The sequence below is a fragment of the Luteolibacter pohnpeiensis genome (genome assembly GCF_016595435.1).
In the GTDB taxonomy this organism is placed as follows: Bacteria; Verrucomicrobiota; Verrucomicrobiia; order Verrucomicrobiales; family Akkermansiaceae; genus Luteolibacter; species Luteolibacter pohnpeiensis.
This window is the reverse complement of the sequence record NZ_JAENIJ010000001.1, coordinates 15549-33182: the sequence shown is the minus strand read 5'-3', so window position 1 is coordinate 33182 and position 17634 is coordinate 15549. Positions and strand designations below refer to the sequence as shown.

The 17634-nt window shown below is 53.5% G+C and carries 17 protein-coding genes; 12 read left to right on the top strand and 5 right to left on the bottom strand.

All coding sequences use genetic code 11. From position 1 onward, the window contains the following. Nucleotides 1-21: 21 nt before the first annotated feature. Nucleotides 22-3027, bottom strand: a complete 3006-nt coding sequence (locus JIN85_RS00135; RefSeq protein ID WP_200266363.1) for an Ig-like domain-containing domain — start codon at nt 3025-3027, stop codon at nt 22-24. A gap of 214 nt (nt 3028-3241) precedes the next feature. On the opposite strand from JIN85_RS00135, the gene JIN85_RS00130 reads away from it, so the two are divergent. The 7 genes from JIN85_RS00130 to JIN85_RS00100 all read left to right on the top strand — a co-directional run bounded on the left by JIN85_RS00130 (nt 3242) and on the right by JIN85_RS00100 (nt 9181). Further along, nucleotides 3242-3751: a GbsR/MarR family transcriptional regulator gene (locus JIN85_RS00130; RefSeq protein ID WP_200266361.1), complete on the top strand. Its 510-nt coding sequence runs from the start codon at nt 3242-3244 to the stop codon at nt 3749-3751. A 55-nt stretch (nt 3752-3806) separates the two neighbouring features. Then, the gene (locus JIN85_RS00125) at nt 3807-4190 is read left to right on the top strand and encodes a hypothetical protein (protein WP_200266359.1); all 384 of its coding nucleotides are present in this window, start codon (nt 3807-3809) and stop codon (nt 4188-4190) included. Between the two features lie 8 nt (nt 4191-4198). After that, complete coding sequence (locus JIN85_RS00120) at nt 4199-4636, top strand: DCC1-like thiol-disulfide oxidoreductase family protein (protein WP_200266357.1); 438 nt, start codon at nt 4199-4201, stop codon at nt 4634-4636. A gap of 12 nt (nt 4637-4648) precedes the next feature. Next, complete coding sequence (locus tag JIN85_RS00115) at nt 4649-5647, top strand: TIGR01777 family oxidoreductase (RefSeq protein WP_200266355.1); 999 nt, start codon at nt 4649-4651, stop codon at nt 5645-5647. A gap of 38 nt (nt 5648-5685) precedes the next feature. Continuing rightward, nucleotides 5686-7347 carry an AAA family ATPase gene (locus JIN85_RS00110; protein WP_200266353.1) on the top strand — a complete coding sequence of 554 codons (1662 nt, stop codon included), beginning with the start codon at nt 5686-5688 and terminating at the stop codon, nt 7345-7347. 180 nt (nt 7348-7527) lie between these two features. Then, complete coding sequence (locus tag JIN85_RS00105; protein ID WP_234047144.1) at nt 7528-8196, top strand: 3D domain-containing protein; 669 nt, start codon at nt 7528-7530, stop codon at nt 8194-8196. A 298-nt stretch (nt 8197-8494) separates the two neighbouring features. Further along, complete coding sequence (locus tag JIN85_RS00100) at nt 8495-9181, top strand: PEP-CTERM sorting domain-containing protein (RefSeq protein WP_200266351.1); 687 nt, start codon at nt 8495-8497, stop codon at nt 9179-9181. A 21-nt stretch (nt 9182-9202) separates the two neighbouring features. On the opposite strand, the gene JIN85_RS00095 is transcribed toward JIN85_RS00100, so the two are convergent. Next, nucleotides 9203-9727 carry a GNAT family N-acetyltransferase gene (locus tag JIN85_RS00095; protein ID WP_234047156.1) on the bottom strand — a complete coding sequence of 175 codons (525 nt, stop codon included), beginning with the start codon at nt 9725-9727 and terminating at the stop codon, nt 9203-9205. A gap of 153 nt (nt 9728-9880) precedes the next feature. On the opposite strand from JIN85_RS00095, the gene JIN85_RS00090 reads away from it, so the two are divergent. Beyond that, complete coding sequence (locus JIN85_RS00090) at nt 9881-10567, top strand: PEP-CTERM sorting domain-containing protein (RefSeq protein ID WP_200266347.1); 687 nt, start codon at nt 9881-9883, stop codon at nt 10565-10567. A 536-nt stretch (nt 10568-11103) separates the two neighbouring features. On the opposite strand, the gene JIN85_RS00085 is transcribed toward JIN85_RS00090, so the two are convergent. From JIN85_RS00085 to JIN85_RS00075, 3 genes are read right to left on the bottom strand one after another with little or no spacing between them, the layout of a single operon-like run. After that, nucleotides 11104-11790, bottom strand: coding sequence for a response regulator transcription factor (locus tag JIN85_RS00085; RefSeq protein WP_200266345.1), 687 nt, complete (start codon nt 11788-11790; stop codon nt 11104-11106). Continuing rightward, nucleotides 11787-13355 carry a sensor histidine kinase gene (locus tag JIN85_RS00080; protein WP_200266343.1) on the bottom strand — a complete coding sequence of 523 codons (1569 nt, stop codon included), beginning with the start codon at nt 13353-13355 and terminating at the stop codon, nt 11787-11789. The genes JIN85_RS00085 and JIN85_RS00080 overlap by 4 nt, the downstream gene beginning before the upstream one ends. Nucleotides 13356-13362: 7 nt before the next feature. After that, the gene (locus tag JIN85_RS00075; RefSeq protein ID WP_200266341.1) at nt 13363-14100 is read right to left on the bottom strand and encodes a hypothetical protein; all 738 of its coding nucleotides are present in this window, start codon (nt 14098-14100) and stop codon (nt 13363-13365) included. A 220-nt stretch (nt 14101-14320) separates the two neighbouring features. Between JIN85_RS00075 and JIN85_RS00070 the strand changes: the two genes are divergently transcribed. The 4 genes from JIN85_RS00070 (at nt 14321) to JIN85_RS00055 (ending at nt 17609) form a co-directional block, all read left to right on the top strand. Beyond that, nucleotides 14321-14482 carry a hypothetical protein gene (locus JIN85_RS00070; protein ID WP_200266339.1) on the top strand — a complete coding sequence of 54 codons (162 nt, stop codon included), beginning with the start codon at nt 14321-14323 and terminating at the stop codon, nt 14480-14482. Between the two features lie 285 nt (nt 14483-14767). Beyond that, nucleotides 14768-15421, top strand: coding sequence for a translation initiation factor IF-3 (gene infC, locus JIN85_RS00065; protein WP_200266337.1), 654 nt, complete (start codon nt 14768-14770; stop codon nt 15419-15421). A 61-nt stretch (nt 15422-15482) separates the two neighbouring features. Further along, on the top strand, nt 15483-16142 hold the full coding sequence (locus JIN85_RS00060) for an HAD family hydrolase (protein ID WP_200266335.1): 660 nt from the start codon (nt 15483-15485) through the stop codon (nt 16140-16142). An 81-nt stretch (nt 16143-16223) separates the two neighbouring features. Next, the gene (locus JIN85_RS00055; protein ID WP_200266328.1) at nt 16224-17609 is read left to right on the top strand and encodes a hypothetical protein; all 1386 of its coding nucleotides are present in this window, start codon (nt 16224-16226) and stop codon (nt 17607-17609) included. Nucleotides 17610-17634: the final 25 nt, after the last annotated feature.

Genomic DNA, 17634 nt, shown 5'->3' with positions numbered 1-17634 from the left:
GCCTGATTGAGGTGCGATGAATCAGTCAGCCTGACTGACCATGATCCGCACGAACAACTTCGGCTGAGCCGTGGTCGCTGTCGGCGGTGTGTAGGAAATGAATCCGGAAGTGGTCAAATCGAGGCTTGATGCCGCCACATCCGTCCAGGTTACGAGATCGGTCGAAGTTTGCACCGCGTAGCTGACGTCCGTTGCGTTCACATCCATCGGCCATGTGATGGTTCCATCGACCAGGCTAGGAGTGGTCGTGAATGAAGACCCGGTTTCACCAAAGAAGTATTCCAGGCCGTTTGCCACTCCGTCGCCATCGTAATCAGCGTCAAAAGCTCCACCACCTGCATTGGTTGTAGCCCATTCAGCAAAGCCAGCACCTGGCTCCGGGGCTTCCAAGGCAACGACGACTTCGCCAAGACCGATCTTTTTGGACGAACCAGCGGACAGTCCCCGATCTGAAACCCAGCTCAGAGTGAATCTGGAACCAGCTGGAATATTCAAGCCGGTTAAGGTCGTGGACACTTGTTTATCGACCCCATCTTCAGTGGAGTAGAAGAGTTCACTTACAGGGACACCATCAATGCTAACCGTCCATTCCGGCACCCGGGTGGCGGTTGTATTGGAAACCTGCCCAAGATAACCAACGTAGAGCTGATCGATCGTTGCACCAGTATTGTTGATCAGAGTCAGAGTCACCGTGAGGGTCCCGGTCGAGGAGGTGTGCAAATAGCCCAAAAGCCCCGGATCGCTCAAGCCACCGTAGAATCCCCCGTTAGTAGTGGAGGATGTCCAATCCAAATCATTGAAGGTTTGAACGCCACCGCTCGATACTGCGGTCCAACCAACCGGCCATGAGCCGTCATAATTATCGAAAGGCTGAGTGTAAGTTCCAGTAAACTGCGGAGGTGTCGGAAGCGCTGAGAACGTCACGACACTGGTATAGCTGGTCCCGACTGAGTTCGTCGCAAAAGCACGAACGGAGTAACTCGTGGAAGCAGTCAATCCGGTAAGTGCAGCGGTGAATGAGCCAGTGCCCGGACTTCCATCGATCACACTGGTAACGCCAGTTCCTCCGAGAGCCGGGGTATCGTTTACCGAAGTTGCGGCAAAAACGATTCCCCGTTGAGTGACTGAACTCCCGTTGTCTGAATTGACCGTTGCAGTCACCGAAGTCGAGGTGTCAGTGAGGTCTGCAAGATTGACCGAAAGCCCCGCAATAGCCGGAGGAAGTGCTGCGCTTCCGACTTCAACGGAAACATTCGTCAGGCCGATTTGCTTGGAAGAGCCACTGGGCAGGCCGCGATCCGAAGTCCAGATGATCTGAAAAATCGCTCCATCAGCGATGCTTAATCCTGTCACGGAGGCAGTGAGGTCGCTATCCGATCCACTTTCGGTGCTAAACTGCAAACCGGTTACTTCAATTCCATCGACAGTTACCGTGTAGATCGGTGAACGACCTTGGTCTGCTCGCTCCACTTTACCGGTATAAGAAACCGTAAGGTCGGTAATGGTGCTGCCGGTTGCATTTCGCAAAGTGAGGATTTCCTGCAGAACACCGGTGCTGCCCGTGTGCTGGTAGCCGAGGACATTTTCACCCAAATTACCGCGAAGACCGCTGCTGTAGCCCTCTCCCCAGGCACGTTGATCGGTGCCAGAGTTGTAAGTGGTCACTGCTCCTTCAAGACTCCATCCATCCGGTAAAAGCGGAGTGGTCGTTTCTCCATCAGGCTGAAGCGTCGAAAAATCCTGTGTGTAAGCTGCAGCAGTGGTAAGCGAGACCGAAACAGGTTCTGCTGCAGTGGTGAAAGTCCAGGAGAAGGCGGTGTTTGGATTACCCAGTTCATCGGTAAAGGCACCTGCTGGAATATCGATCCGGTACGTCGTGCCATATTCCAGCGTGCTGGTAAAATACAGCAATGGATTGTCATCGCCTGAGTCGAACAAACCGACTTCGAAATCGTCGGTAACGTCCAGCGATTCGACGGTGGATTCGTCACTGGTATCCACCAAGTTGATGGACCCGGAACCACGGCTGACAAACTCATCGAATGTCATCTCCGCACTCGTAATCAAGTAATCCAGCGAAACGCCAGTTGCTCCATCAGCCGGCATGGAACTGACCAAAACAGGCCCCGTCTCGTCAGGTCCCATCGCAGTGAAAGTCCAGGTAGTGGTATCGGAGATACCGGCGAAATACCCACCGTCGGCATCTTTAAAAGCGGTAGCATCCACCTGAATGTAATAACTGGTCGACTCCTCCAACAAATTGGTCAGAGAAAAAGTCACCACGTTACTCGCAATTGAGGTCGAGGAAGCTGCAACTGATTCGACCAACGTTCCTGAGCTGGTGTAGACTTTGATGCTTCCAGTATCTGCCGATACCGGCTTGGAGAATGTCATCGAAAATTCGCTGTCGAAGGGGACCTCAGTCGCTCCATTCGCAGGGGAAAGCGGATCGGTCCCCGCCAGTGCCGGAGGAAGATTAACCGTGCCGTCAGGATCACTCAACGTCAGATCGTCAACATTCATCCGGTGGTTGGTTCCCGTGCTGGTGCTACGGCAAACAATCTGGATCCGGATATTGCCGGCGAGATTGATCAAACCATCAAAAGTCGCCACTTCGCTGGTTGCAGTGAATTCGTCACCCAGCTGAGTCCAAGTCCCGCCTGAATCAGTGCTGTATTCAACTGCAAAGGGCACTTGGGAATCTGTTCCGTAAGAACGATAGCTAAATGTCACCGATCCCACTCCATCGGACTTATCCGATTCCATGGTCATCGCGCTATCTTGATAACCGCGCAAACGAATCGAAAGAGCCCCGTTTTTCCAATCGTTCTCCAAATCCCCCACCAATGCGTTCGTCAACGTCCACGAAACTCCGTTGAAGGTGTCAGAGGCGGTAGCATAGCTGGACTTCGTGCCGTCTTCAAAGTCCGCAGTATAAGGCGTAGCAGACGCTGCAGTCGCCAATAGCAGCGATATGCCAGTCGCTCGCAGCAACTTACTTCGCAATAGTTGATCAATTGCCTTCATATAGTTAGTGGAATGTTAGGAGCTTTTCGGCTTTAAAGACGCCGCAGCGTCTAATCACCGATAGATCGGGTTGGAGTTTATATCGGGTTTTTAGCAAAAGTCTCGTGGCGTTTTCGACACGAAGCGTTTCAATTAGCAACTTCCGGGCCTAAATTTCCGCTTGCACTCTTTTTGAACTTTCAGTATCTATTGAAAGTCCTCAGCGGATTAGATCATGGAAGCCTTGGAAAAAGCCAGAAACGAGTTCGTCTCTCAGTGGGGAGCCCTTGGCAATCAATGGGGTATCAATCGAACCATGGCTCAGATCCACGCCCTGCTGATGACTTCCCCTACTCCATTGTCGACCGATGACGTGATGGAACAGCTGCAGGTCAGCCGGGGAAATGCGCACACAAATTTGAAGGAACTCGTCGCTTGGGGTCTGATCCGCAGCACGGTGATCAAAGGAGAACGTCGCGAATACTTTGAGGCAGAGAAAGATGTGTGGCAAATTTTCACCATCATCGCCCGCGAGCGGAAGCGTCGTGAGATCGAACCAGCCCTGTCGGTCCTACAAAAGTGCGCCGAAGATAGCAGTGCCATCGAAAGCCCGGAAGGGCGTGCATTCCACGACCAGATGCGCGAATTGGAAGAATTCGTTTCGTTCGCCTCCAAAATGGCGGATCGGGTTTCCACCATGAAACATGGATTCGCGATCCAAATGGCGGCCAAACTCCTGGGTTGATCTTTTTTTGATTCAAATTTTCATTTTTTCCTGAAAACACAAAAATAAAAGAAATATGAACGCTACCGTCATTACCTATGCCATTTACCTCGTCATCGCCCTGCCGCTCACGATGTGGGTGGCGCGAAACTTATTCCGCAATGGCCGGATTTTCCTGGTGGATTGCTTTCACGGCAATGAATCCCTTGCCGATAGTGTGAACCAGTTATTGGTGATGGGATTTTATCTCATCAATTTCGGTTTCGTTGCCCTTTATCTGAAACTGGCAAGCGAAGTAACGAATACCCGCGGCGTTTTCGAAGCACTTAGTGCCAAGATAGGTATCGTCCTCCTTGTCCTTGGCGGGATGCATTTTTTCAACCTGGTGGTCTTCACCCGGATGCGGAAGAGAGCCAGCTGGAACCAAGCCCCTCCCCTTCCTCCTAGCGGCACGATCTAAGAACAGTCATGAAAACGCTTACGATTTTTCACGACCCGCAATGCGGATTATGCCGCCAGTTCCGCCTGTGGCTGGAAGGGCAACCGAGGTTTTGTGAAGTTGAGTTCCGCGCCTTCAACTCAGCTGAAGCGATCAAGCGATTCCCCAAAATCTCCCGCCTCAACGCCGCTCAGGATGTTGTGATTTTAGCCGATGACGGTCGCTGGTGGCAAGGACCGGCGGCGTGGCTGACCTGCCTCTGGATCACCCGCAACTATCGTGACTGGTCCTACCGCCTGGCGAAGCCATCTCTCCTACCGCTGGTCCGGAAATGCGTTCATCTCCTTTCCGAAAACCGCCTCCAGCTCTCGCGCCTGCTGCGACTCCACAGCGAGAAAGATCTGCGCGACGAGCTGCAAAGCCAGCCAGCGCCCGAATGTTCCTCCGGAATTTGCCAGAACCTTTAACCCATTCCTATCATGAGCCCTACTATCGTCATCTTCGGTGCAAATGGATTCCTTGGTCGGTATCTGTGCCGACACCTCACCCGTCAGGGAAAACAAGTCGTGGCCATCGCCCGCAGCCGATCCGGCTGGAGCGGCGATGGGATGTTCCTTGAGTGGGATGGTAAAAGCCACGGACCATGGACCTTTGCTCTGGAAGGGGCCGAGGCTGTGATCAATCTCGCCGGAGCCTCCGTCAATTGCCGCTATCATCCGGCGAACCGCAAACGGATACTCGACTCCCGCGTTGACTCCACGCGCAGCATCGGAACCGCCATTGCCGCGTGCGAAGCACCGCCCAAAACCTGGATCAACGCCTCCACTGCAACCTGGTATCGGGATGCGCGCGATCAAGCCCAGAACGAATGGCTCGGTGAACACGAGAACGGTTTTTCCTTCGATGTCGCCCGCGCATGGGAAGAAGCGTTTTTCTCAAGCCAAAGCCCGGCTGTCACCCGCAAGGTGGCACTCCGGACCGGCATGGTGCTGGCGAACGAAACCGGGACCGTTTTCTCCGTTTTGAAAAAACTCACCGCTCGCGGTTTGGGAGGGACGATGGGTGATGGTGGACAACGTGTCAGCTGGATTCATATGGAGGATTTCCTCCGCGCCGTTGATTTCGTGGTCGACGAACCATTCCTGGATGGGGTGGTGAACGTGACGGTGCCTGAATTTCCGACCAATCGAGAAATGATGGCGAATTTCCGCCAGCTTTGCCGGATGCCCATCGGAATTCCATCGCCCAGGCCGCTGCTCGAAATCGGAGCCCGATTGCTGCGGACCGAAACCGAGCTGGTTCTTAAAAGCCGCTGGGTCGATCCGTTGCGACTCCGCGATGCCGGCTTCCGCTGGCATTACCCGGAAATGCGCTCAGCGCTGAAAGACTTGCTTGCCCGACCGGGGCTGGAGGGATTTTTCAAGGACACATCCTGCCGCAGTGTGGGCGCGCGAGGATGGGTGCCCGCCACAAGGTGATTTACCGATCGGTTTGCATCCTCTAATAAAAGTAGGAGATGCCCATCGAATTGCCGGACTGGACCAAAACCATCATTGCCCACTACGAAAGCGGAGCCGCCGGGCAGTTCCTGCTTCATGGAAATATCGATGACCATTTCCTGCTTCCACTGCAGGAAAAACCACGACTTGGAACGCTATCGGATTTCCTGATGGAAATTCTGCTGCCGCGATTCCAGGTGATACTCACCTACGACCCTGGACACGGGCTGCGGGTCGAACGCGGCAGGGAAATTTTCCATTCCTGGCCAGCCATCAAGGATGCCCCTGATCTGCCAACGCAAGCGCTTGCGACCGCACGCCTGCTTTCGAGGTATCTTCAATACGTCCGCAACCTGCGCTCCATGGGGGCGCCAGCTCCAGCGGTCGCCATTCTGCTCCGTGATGCCTCTCTCTATCTACCGAATCTTCCCCAAGTCCTGAATGCCGACTTGGCGGCACTCGCTTCAGTCGTCCGATCTCTCGCCACCGAAAACAGCACCCATCAACATGGACAGGCGGTCTTTCTCATGTGCGACCGACTTCACGCCCTCCATGCACTGGTTGCACAAAATCCGCGAGCTTGCGCGATCGAGATCCCGCTGCCGAAACCCGCGGAACTTGCCGACGTTTTCTCCCATTTCTCCCCCACATTCCCGAACACACTTGCTCTCTGGAAAGAAAATTTCACTCAACCCGCATCGCGCCTGGCAGGAACTTCCGTGGCTGCACTGGAAACCTTCCTGCGATTGCGCGAGCACGCAAAGCAACCACTACTTCAGTCGGACCTGGGCGAGCTCCGTAAATCGCTGGTGGAACGCGATTCGGAGGGACTGATCGAATTCATCGAGCCCAAAAAATCGCTCGAACAAGTTCTCGGTCTGGATGGAGTCAAGTCGTGGCTCCGGCAAGACCTGCAGCTGTGGCAGCAAGACGACCTTGCCGCGTTGCCGATGGGTTACCTTTTCTGCGGCCCGGTCGGGACAGGGAAAACCTACCTCGCCGAATGCTTGGCGGGTGAAGCCGGAGTTCCAGTCGTGGTGCTGAAGAATTTTCGGGATCGCTGGGTTGGCGCGACCGAGGCGAATTTGGAGAAAATATTCGCACTCCTTCATGCGTTGGGGCGCTGCATCGTTTTTGTCGACGAAGCAGATCAGGCTTTGGGCCGGAGACAAGCAGACAACGGTGATTCCGGAGTTTCTTCACGGGTTTACTCCATGATCGCCGCCGAAATGTCATCGCAGGAAAATCGCGGTCGCATTCTGTGGGTCCTCGCCTCCTCAAGACCGGACCTGATTGAGGTCGATCTCAAGCGCCCCGGGCGGATCGACGTCAAAATCCCGATTTTCCCTGCTGGCTCCGCTTCGGAAGGCCTTTCCTTGCTCGCCGGACTTTGCAAGCGGCATGGCGCGCCTCTTAACGAATCCGAATTGCCAGACCTCCTGACCTTGGTTCCACCATGGCTCACTCCAGGCGCAGCAGAAGCCATCGCGGTCAAAACTTATCGACTGACCCGCACGGAAAAAATTTCTCCAATCCAAGCTTTGCGGCAGTGTTTGAATGGCTATCGCCCCCCTGTTGATCCTGCGATTATTCGCCAGCAAATGCAGCTGGCTGCCGCCGAAGCAACCGACGCTTCGTTCGTTCCAGAAGCCGTCCACCAGTTTCTCAGCGGCATTTAAGACATGTTAAGCAGCGATTTAAGGCATTAAATTGCAGTAATTTGCCACATCGAAGCGAGTTGATTCGCTCGATTGATCTTTTTCGATTGCCACCAATTCCAGAAATCTCTAGAGAACCTGCATCGTTGTTTGTGCGCCTCAGCATTCAGTGACCTTGTGAGACCTTTTCACCAATACTGCATGATCCACAGAATCCTTTCATTCACCGCCCTAACTTTTTCTGCGGCCCTCCTCTCGAATTGTGCTGATTCCGGCGTCACCGTCGTTTCAAAAACCGCAATTCACGGCAACGCAACTGGCGGCCTCGCGTCACGTTCAACTCAAAACAACGCGTTTCCAATCGCGGCTCCGTCCCCGCAAGTTATCGCTCAAGCAGCTTCGAAACCGAAAGACCGGCACCAAATGCCGGTTTATTCATTTACTGACCGGACACGCGTCGTTCGCACCACTGCCTACACTTCCACCGAATCCGATCACCTCATTTACGGTGCCAAGAATGCAACCGGCACCCAGCTTCGCTACACCGATCGCGTGCGCAGTGCCGCCGCAGACTGGTCCATCTATCCTGTCGGAACGGTTTTCCGCATCAAAGGCATGTCGCAGCTTTACGTGGTCGACGATTACGGCTCCGCACTGACTGGAACCGGCACCATCGATATTTACCAACCCACCAGAAATCTCATGAATCTCTGGGGCCGCCGCAATGTGGAACTGACGATTGTCCAATGGGGTTCCTTCACCCGCAGTGCTGAAATCCTTTCGCAACGGACCAAATACCGTCACTGCAGCCAAATGCTTGCCAACATCGTCCGCCAGCGCCCGGATCTCGGCCGTGTGGCTGCGCGCTAAGCAAAGGCATAAGACGCTAACATTTTTACTCCGCAAATTGCCCGGCATCTGCCGGGCTTTTTCGTTCCAAGGGAGAGACTGTAGCCTAAACTCTGCCCTCCACTTGTCGCCCTATTGATTCGCTGGGCCACTTATCTTGATATATGGCAACAAACTATAGATTGAGACGTGTTTTTTAAATCATTGTTCAACTTCTAACACCAGACGAAAAGAATGAAAGAATCGTCATTTATTTTGTCTTGCGCTCACTGTGAGAATTTAGATATGTTGGCATTGTTCTACAAAAACCCGTAATCTAATGAACCGAGTATTACTTTCACTAGCACTGCCATTGCTTTCTATTTCAGCTTCTGATGCCGCCCTCATCTACGTAGATGCGGTTGGAGATGTGGGAGGAAATACGGTTAATGCGGCCACTGAAAGCACAACTGATTGGTATACACCGGGTACCGGAGCAAACAACGAATTGTGGGATCTCCGAACGAATACAGGAGCCGCAGGTGTTGCCTATGGTGCCACAGCCTATCAACTTAATTCTACCGAAACCAGTATCCTATTGCGCACTGCTGTCACGGGACTATTACCCAATAGCACCTATACCGGAGTCCGACTTTATTACATTGGCAATGCCGGTACAGGAGGGGGTAATGATTGGGCACTTAAAGTTAGTGTAATTGGTGATTCGACAGGTTTCATTTCATATCCAGATAATAGCGGGAATGCATTAGTCGACAGCACCACGGATGCTCTAGGCACACTTGAAACCGGCACCGCAGCCACAGACACACGCTATTGGGTTTCACTTCCTGATGTTACCACGGATTCCTCCGGAACTTTTTATATCTGGGTGAATATCGACGACGCCGCGAACAACCGGGGTGTTTACGATGGCCTTGCTTATGACAACGTCGCGATTCCTGAGCCGGCATCCATGTTACTTTTAGGGTTGGCTGGTTTTTCTCTTGGATTCAGCCGACGCCGTTAAGTGGCTTGGTCACCGGAAAAATCAAAGATCCCACCCCATAATGAGGTCTTGGTAGGTGTGTTCACCAACCTGAAAAGTCCTGGTCCCCACTTCGCGATAACCCATGTGGCGATAAAATTGAATGGCGGATTCATTTCCGCCATAAACTCCCAACAATAGGCGTTGGTATCCACGTGCTAGAGCGAAGTTCCTGGCTGTTTCCATCAATCTCTTGCCGATCCCAGCTCCTTGGAATCGGCTCAATACGTAGATGCGTTTGACTTCCACATCTTTCGGATCGAGCCCCTCCAACGGAAGATCAGGTTTCGTCAATACGACGTAACCAATCGGGGCTTGCCCAGGGCCAATCTCTGCCAGCCAGATTTCGTAATGGGTCGAGGCGAGCCATTCGCGATATTTTTCCAAGGAATGCTGTACGATGCAGTGCTCCACCACATCCTGTCCAAAAATCATCCCGGCAAAGGATTCCAGAAAGGTCGCCTTGCCAACTAACGCCAATAACTCTTCGTCACCCGCTACACACTTTCGAATCTCAACGTCCTTCATCACCTTTGCCGAAGCACAAGTTTAGCGAATCCAATGATTACGGAAAACTGTAATTTCGTTCACTACTTGAATGCCAGGTTTTCCACTATTTTCCTTCCCTTTTCCTCAGATTTCTCTAGTTTGGCATTGTTCTACATCAGGAAACCGAAAATTATGCGAACACGTTTATTAACACTCGCCCTACCCTTATTGTACCTATCCTCAGCGCATGCTGCGTTGGTCTATGTTGATGCCACTGGCGGCGTTGGCGGCAACACGGTGAATGCTCTCACTGAGAGCGAAACCGACTGGTATGAAGTCAATACAGGATCCCCTACGAATAATCTATGGGACCAACGCACTGGTAACTCTTTCGTTTACGGCGGAACTGCATTCCAAATCAACTCCGCCGAAACCAGTATTGTAATCCGGACAGCTGTTACCGGCCTCCTCCCGAATTCCACTTACACCGACATTCGCCTTTATTACCTAGGCAATATCCTGACGACCTCCACTCGCAACTGGACCTTGCAAGCAAGTGTCGTGAGTGAATCCACTGGCTTCACCAATTACGAAGACGGTTCAGGAACCGCTCTGATAGATAGTAATACTGATGCCCTAGGGACAGCAGACGATGGATCGACACTTTCAGCCGATACTCGCTACTGGGTCTCTCTGCCCGATGTGACTACCGACGAGACCGGAACATTCTACGTCTGGATCAATATCGGAGACGGAGCCAACGATCGCGCCGTCTACGATGGTCTGGCTTACAATAACGTTGCGATTCCTGAGCCATCTGCTGTCGCACTTCTGAGCTTAGTTGGACTTGGATTCGGCATGCGCCGTCGCCGCCGCTAAACCCGGGTCATTTCATCCACTCGTGATTTTGTCACGATTCTTAGCACCTGCCGAAGGCAGGTGCTTTTTTGTATTGGGACGGTGATCTCTCGCACTTCGTAGTCCTCTGACTCGATACAGGGCCCGGGCAAAAACAAAAAAGCGTCCCGCCTGATTTACCCCATGGAAAACACGCAAAAACCAAGAGATATGTCACGCGGGCCGCTTTGTCTTTCGACCACGAAACCATGCACCGGCAAATTCACCTTCGCCATGGGAAAAATTACTCAAATTTCCACCCGCATTGTCACCATACAAAAAGGCGACCCGCCTGATCATCTCACAAAGGAAAACCCATTAACCAGAGGAGCATTTCAGGCGGACCGCCTTGTCTTGTCGTGACATCCACAACATTGCAGCAGGCGTGCCTAGATCCTCAGAAAAAACGATGGTTTCTCCAGCTTCAGGAGTATCTGCTTCTAAACCAGCCACTCGGCACTTTGGAAAAATTTCATTCAGCCCAAAAAACTGAATTCCTCAGCCAGAGAATGTGCCTTTCAACCAAGCTGATTTGAGTCGGTCCGATAGCCGACGCCTCGCACGGTCTGGATGATTTGCGGGCAACTCGGATCAATCTCGATCTTTTTTCTCAGTTGCGAAATGTGCTGATCCAGAGTGCGGGAATCCGGATAATAATCCATCCCCCAGCATGCATCCAGAAAGGCATCTCGCGTAACCGCTTCACCCGCATTCGTGTGAAGCAAGCGCAGCATCGAAATCTCACGCGGGGTCAGTTCCACGATATCATTTCCACGCTCTGCCAACAGCGCCCGTGGCCGAATCGTAACTCCTGACAAACGAAAGTTATCTCCCGTTTCCCGCGGAGCAGATCGGCGCAGCGCGGCCCGAATGCGAGCCATCACTTCGTTTCGGGTAAAGGGCTTACGAATGAAATCATCCGCCCCGAGATCAAGTCCCACCACCACATCCACTTCCTGATTTTTGGCGGACAGAAAGAGAATCGGGATGGTCCGATCTCCTGCCCTGACCCGACGGCAAACTTCGTAGCCGTCCACCATCGGCATCATCACATCCAAACAAAGCAAATCCGGTTTTGCATTGCGCCAGAGATCAATCGCCTCCCGCCCGTCCTTTGCCCTGAGCACCTGGAACCCATCGCTCTCGATGCAGGTTGAAAGCGCATCAAGAGTCAACGGGTCGTCTTCAGCTACAAGAATGGTCATGCGACATTGGGATGAGGCAATACGGTGAATGTCGTGGAAATGGGAATCCGAAGCCGGAACCGAGCCCCGGTTTCGCTCTGCAGCAGCTCAAGATCGCCACCCATGCGACGGGCGAGATCCCGACCGATCGCCAACCCCAGCCCGGTTCCGCTGGAGCCTTCGTTGACTTGATCTCGAACCCGTTCAAATGGCGCAAAAATCCGTTCGCGATCGGCAGCGGGAATTCCCTCTCCCCGGTCTCGAACCTCGATGATGAATTCATGGGTGCCGATCTCTCCAATCAATCCCATCCAGCCGCCTGAAGCGGCATACTTTTCCACGTTGGACAATAGATTGCCTAGAATCTGGCTAACCGCATCCTGATCCATCACCACGGTTTCACCCGCTGGAATATCAGTCTCGATTCGGACGCCACGACGCTCGAAAGAAGGGCGAAAGCTATCGAGCACCTTTTGAACCACTTCGGCTGGGAAGCAACGAACCGGATTGAGTTCCAGCATGTCCCGCTCTTGACGGGAAAAGGTCAGGACATTGCCCGCTAGTCGGGACAACCGTTGAATCTCCTCGCCAATCAAGGTCATGCGATGCTTGGCCTCGGCTGGCCGATGCTCCAGAAAGTCCAAGGCCAGGTCCAAATTGAGGGAAAGATTGGTGAGTGGCGCGCCAAATTCGTGCGAGACCCGGTTGACGAATGAAACCCGTTCCGCAGCGGCTTTGAGCGCCCGTTTTTGCTGAACCATGAGAAAAACGCCGGATGCAACCAGCAAGATCGCCAAAGTCGCCGCAATCATCAAGCTCGCTGGTTCATACTCATGTGAAATCACCAGCCCATCCCACGAACGAATCTGCCAATCCCCGAAAAGCGATCGAATCGGGATAATGGATGCCGCCGGACCATGCTGAGTGGGCCCGATGACCAGCAGGGGCTTACCGTCCGGCTGTTCGATCGACAAACGCTCTCCCGCCTCACGAAGCGGAGTGAGTGGCGTTCCAAGCCATGCCTTGAGATGTACCGCAGTTCGATTTTTCACCATTTCCCAATCGATGAGGAAGGCGACAAGCCGAATCCTGCCACCATCTGGCCTGCAACAATAGACGCGATAACGCGGATCCGGGGCTGTAAGCCAAACAGGCTGCACCTTCCTCCCGGATTCCAGCCATGAGGCGTCAATCCGCACTGCCTTTCCAGGATCAAGCGGGCGCTTGCCGGGATTCAACTCGATTTCTGGGAGTCCAGCGGTCCGCGGACCGGAGAGAATGGTCAGATCTTTACCGTTTTTGGGTAAAATGTGAATCTGAACCAACCCGTAAAGGGATTCCGCGTCCTGGTCCAGATTCCGTGACTCGCGGTCGGCCGCCTGCGCCGCCAATTCATTCAAATGCGCGAGGTAGATTCGTTCGAGCCTCCGGAGTTCCTCACGAAACGCAGCATCCAGATCCAACACCCGTTCCCGGTCTGCTGGAGTGCGGGATTCCACCTGGCGCCGGGCCAGACGTTCGCCGCCGACCATCACCAAGACAGCGGCGGCAAGCATGGGAACGAGGCAAATCAGAGCGGGACGCATGATCGTATCATTTTGCCAAAGTTGCGGTTACAAAAGCAAACCACACCTTATTTGCCGAGTCCGGATCCTGAACAGATTCAGGTGAGCGATTCATCGTTCCGATAAAGGCCGGAATTCCTACGTTGACCATAACCGAAGTCGAGAGCCGCTGAGTTTCAAACGTCGGCATAGTCGTTTTACTGTTTTCGATGCCTGCTTCGGTCTTACCGACAAGCACGACGTGCTCTGGGCATAGCAACAGGCGCAGGGTTTTCAAATCTTCTCCAAAGGTTGGGTCCACCTCCAGAGAAAATCCGACATTGCGCGTTTCGAATGAAGTCGGTGTTGCAGGAATTCGGCAAAATCTTGCCGATTCGGGTGTCACTGCCCCGTCTATCGTCAAGCTAACCGGCATGGTCCCCGGCTCATATTCGGTTGGATAGATGGTCTCGGTGATACTTCCAGACGTCGCCTTGAGAGTGGGCCGCGACCGGATCACGCACAGCGATTCCTGCTTCACCTCTTTACCCAGCGACTCGACAATTCGTTGGTAAAGTTCCGCATCCGTTAAGTTTTCACGCTGAAGCTTCGCTGCCAGGGCGAGCGGCATCGAGAAATCTTCATAGCAAATCGAAATATTGATCGTGTCTCGCGTCTCCTGACGGTTGGCATTTTGGACATAAGGGTCGTCCATCGGCATTTCCTGGGCGAAAAGCGATGAAATCGGCAATACGACGGCCAAAAGCAGCAAAGTTTGAGTTTTCATAGGGCTTCAAACCTAGCCAAGTCGCGTCGGAGAAGTGTCAAAAGTTTGTCAAATTTCCACGCCTGCCCTTTTCAGTCAGAACTTTCAGAAGCCAAGAAGTTCCCCCATGATCCTCCAGAACCGTCTTTCTTGAAGCTGGTTGGGTCTGCACCTCACCGTCCTCAATAGGAACCTTCGCTGAAACAGGTACCAAGCAGCATCTTCCGATTCAGCTCTCGGCATGCGCAACGCTTCCCAAGCCAACGAACGCCATCGCGGTGACTGCCCGATCCAGATTTCCACCGCGCGCGGTCTCAGCTTTCACTTCTCAACACCCTGTAAAAAGAGACTTGCCGATTCGCTCGCCAGCCCTTACACACTTGGCCTCAGACGCGCGGTCTGAAGCTTGATTCCCATTTTGACTTCCCCCGTCGCGTCTCCCCGGCACCAGCCGCCCGATGACTTTCCAAGAACGATCAGTAATGAATTTTCAAACCGGACTCCTGGTTCGGTCGGGCTTATTTGTCTCCGATTTATGATCTGGTGCCCGGATGATCGTTTTTATTTTTTCTTCGCACCATTTTGCGGCGGCTTGTCCGAACGTGCCATGGTGGGTCGCATTCAACCAAAATAGGACAAAGCCATAGCTAAGCCAAAAAGAGACCAAAACAGGGGCCGTTTCCGCGACATGACGCGGATCAACGACCGCATCCGCGCCCCAAGAGTGCGCGTCGTCCTCGCCAACGGCGAACAGCTCGGAGTGCTCAGCACCCGGGACGCCTTGATGAAAGCCCAGTCGATCGGACTGGACCTCGTGGAAATCGCCGGCCAGGCGGATCCTCCCGTTTGTAAGATCATTGACTACGGGAAATATAAATACGAACAGGCCAAGCTAAAGAAGCAAAAGTCGAAGGCTGCAACCAAGATGAAGGAAGTCAAATTCCGCGTCGGAACCGGCCAGCACGACTACAACATCAAGCTCGGTCGCGCCGAGGGCTTCCTCGACAGCAACCACAAGGTCCGCTTCGTGCTCCAGTTCCGCGGCCGTGAAAATGCCCACAAGGATCTCGGTTTCGTGGTTCTCAACCGCATTGTCGAAGATTTGAAAACCATGGCCCAAGTCGACCAAGCACCACGCTTGAACGGCCGCGCCGTTGCCATGATTCTTTCCCCACTCCCTGCCCATCAGCGCAAACGCAAATTCCAGCTGTTCCACGGTGAACTGATGGAAGAAGACGATTTCGATGATGATTCCGAAGAGTTCGACGATGATTCGATCGACGATTCGGATGAAGAGTCTGCAGACGACGGCGATGAAGTCGCTGCAGAAGAGGAAAATTAAGCTTTGCCCCTCAGCGCGCCGGAGTGATTCGGCGCGCTGCGCGTATCCCCCCATTCAGTTCATGCTCTACCTGTTTGATATCGACGGCACGCTCGTGGACACCGGCGGTGCAGGGATGAAGGCATTGCAGGAAGCCAGTTTCGAAATTTTCGGCCAGGAAGGTCCAGAGCTCGATCTCGCTGGCAGCACCGATCTGGGTATTGTCGCGGAAATCCACGCGCATTTCAAAATCGAATCCACGCCGCAAAACATCGAGCTTTTCTTCGCGGCTTACCTCCAGCGCCTGGATTGGAATCTAAAACACGCAGATCACCATGCCCGGGTGTTGGGTGGGGCAGTCGAGACGTTGACCGCGCTGGCTGGCCGTCCTGATATCGCCATGGGGCTATTGACCGGCAATATCGAGGCCGGTGCCGCTTCGAAAATGAGGCACTTCGGGTTGCACGATTTCTTTCCATTTGGCGCCTACGGTAGCGATCATGCAGACCGGAATTTACTGGGTCCCATCGCGATTGAGCGCGCAGCTTTGCATTCCGGGCGCCGCTATTCGGGCGAAGAAATCTGGGTCATCGGCGATACTCCGAAAGACATCGCCTGCGCCAAAGCAATCGGGGCGAAATCCCTCGCTGTCGCAACTGGCAGATTCACAGCGAACGAACTTCGGGTCCATCATCCAGACAAGGTCGTCGATTCTTTGTACGACGCGATGGAATGGCTCTAATTTCGGGCATCTGTGAAAAATCGATGAGGTTTGCGGGAAGAGATCGCTTTCTGCAGTCGGGACGCTATCTTTTGTCAAAGTATGACAGCGCCCAGCTCTCAAAACGACCCGATTCAGGTAAAATCCGGGTCATCCAGTCGTGATTTCTGGCTCAAAGAGGCTAGGAAAACTGCTTTTCAGGTAAATGCCGCCTGGTGGCTGGAGTTCGCCACCGGCCCTCTTCTGATCGCATCTCTGATCGGAGCTGCCGCCATACTCCTAACCCGTAATTTTTTACCCGACCTCAGCCCTGCCGTTCTGTGGTCCAGCTTGGGCGGACTGATTTCCCTGATTGCTTTCGGTTCCTGGTTTTTCGCAAGCCGTCGCTTTGAAAAACCGGAGACATCCCTAGTGCGAATTGAGGCTGAAATGGGACTGCACAATTCCCTCTCCGCCGCCAACGTCGGCATCGGCCCTTGGCCAAGCCCAACTGTCGAAGCTCGCGCCGGCCTGCGGTGGCATTGGCCACGCCTGATCATTCCTCCGCTTGCAGCGATCGCTCTTTTGAGTGCCGGCTTACTCATTCCAGTATCGAGCAAGTCCGCCGCCTACCCGAAACCGGAAGAGCCCCAGGCTTGGTTAAAGCTCGAGTCCCAACTTGATCAGCTCGAAGAGAAAGACGTCGTCAACGATTCTTACCTCGATGAGATGAAGGAGCGTCTTGAGCAGCTGCGCGCGCAAAAAGAGGAAGAATGGTTCAGCCATTCATCCTTGGAGGCCACGGATACCTTGGAAAAATCGCACGAGTCCGAGATGAAGCGCATGCAACGCGATCTGGAGTCTGCGGAAAACGCGCTCAGTTCGCTGGATAAAAATGCCCAGACCATGACCGAAGAGCAAAAGTCGCAGCTGCTGAATGATTACCAGCAAGCGCTTCAAAGCCTGGAAAACGGCAGCATGAAGCCGAATCCGAAGTTGCTGGAACAAATGAAGCAGCTGGATCCAAGCAATCTTGGACAGCTGAGTCAGGAACAGCTCCAGCAATTGCGTGAAAATATGCGCAAGCATCAGCAGGCGATGAAAGATGCCCAGTCAGGAGAAAGCCAGGAGTGGCAGGACGAATTGCTTGATGGAGAAGATGGTCAAAATGGAGAAGGTCAAGGCGATGGCGATGGTGATGGCAAGCCAGGAGGAGAAAATGGCAAAGGTGGCGTCGCTCGCGGTCCAGGCCATTCGCCAGGCGTGCTTGGCAAAGAAAAAGATGCCGTGGAAACCGGCGATCTCACCGGCTTGCAGGCAAAAGATTTGTCCAACGCCATCCCCGGCGATCTGTTGCAACTTCAGAACGGTGAACATGATGTCGATACCACTCCGTCCAAAATCAGCAGTGGCGGAAACACCACCGCAACCGGTAGCGGAGGTGATCGCGTTTGGCAGGACAGCCTCGACCCCGACGAGCAACGAACCCTGAAAAAATTCTTCGAATAGAATGATCTTGTATTCAAGTTGACCT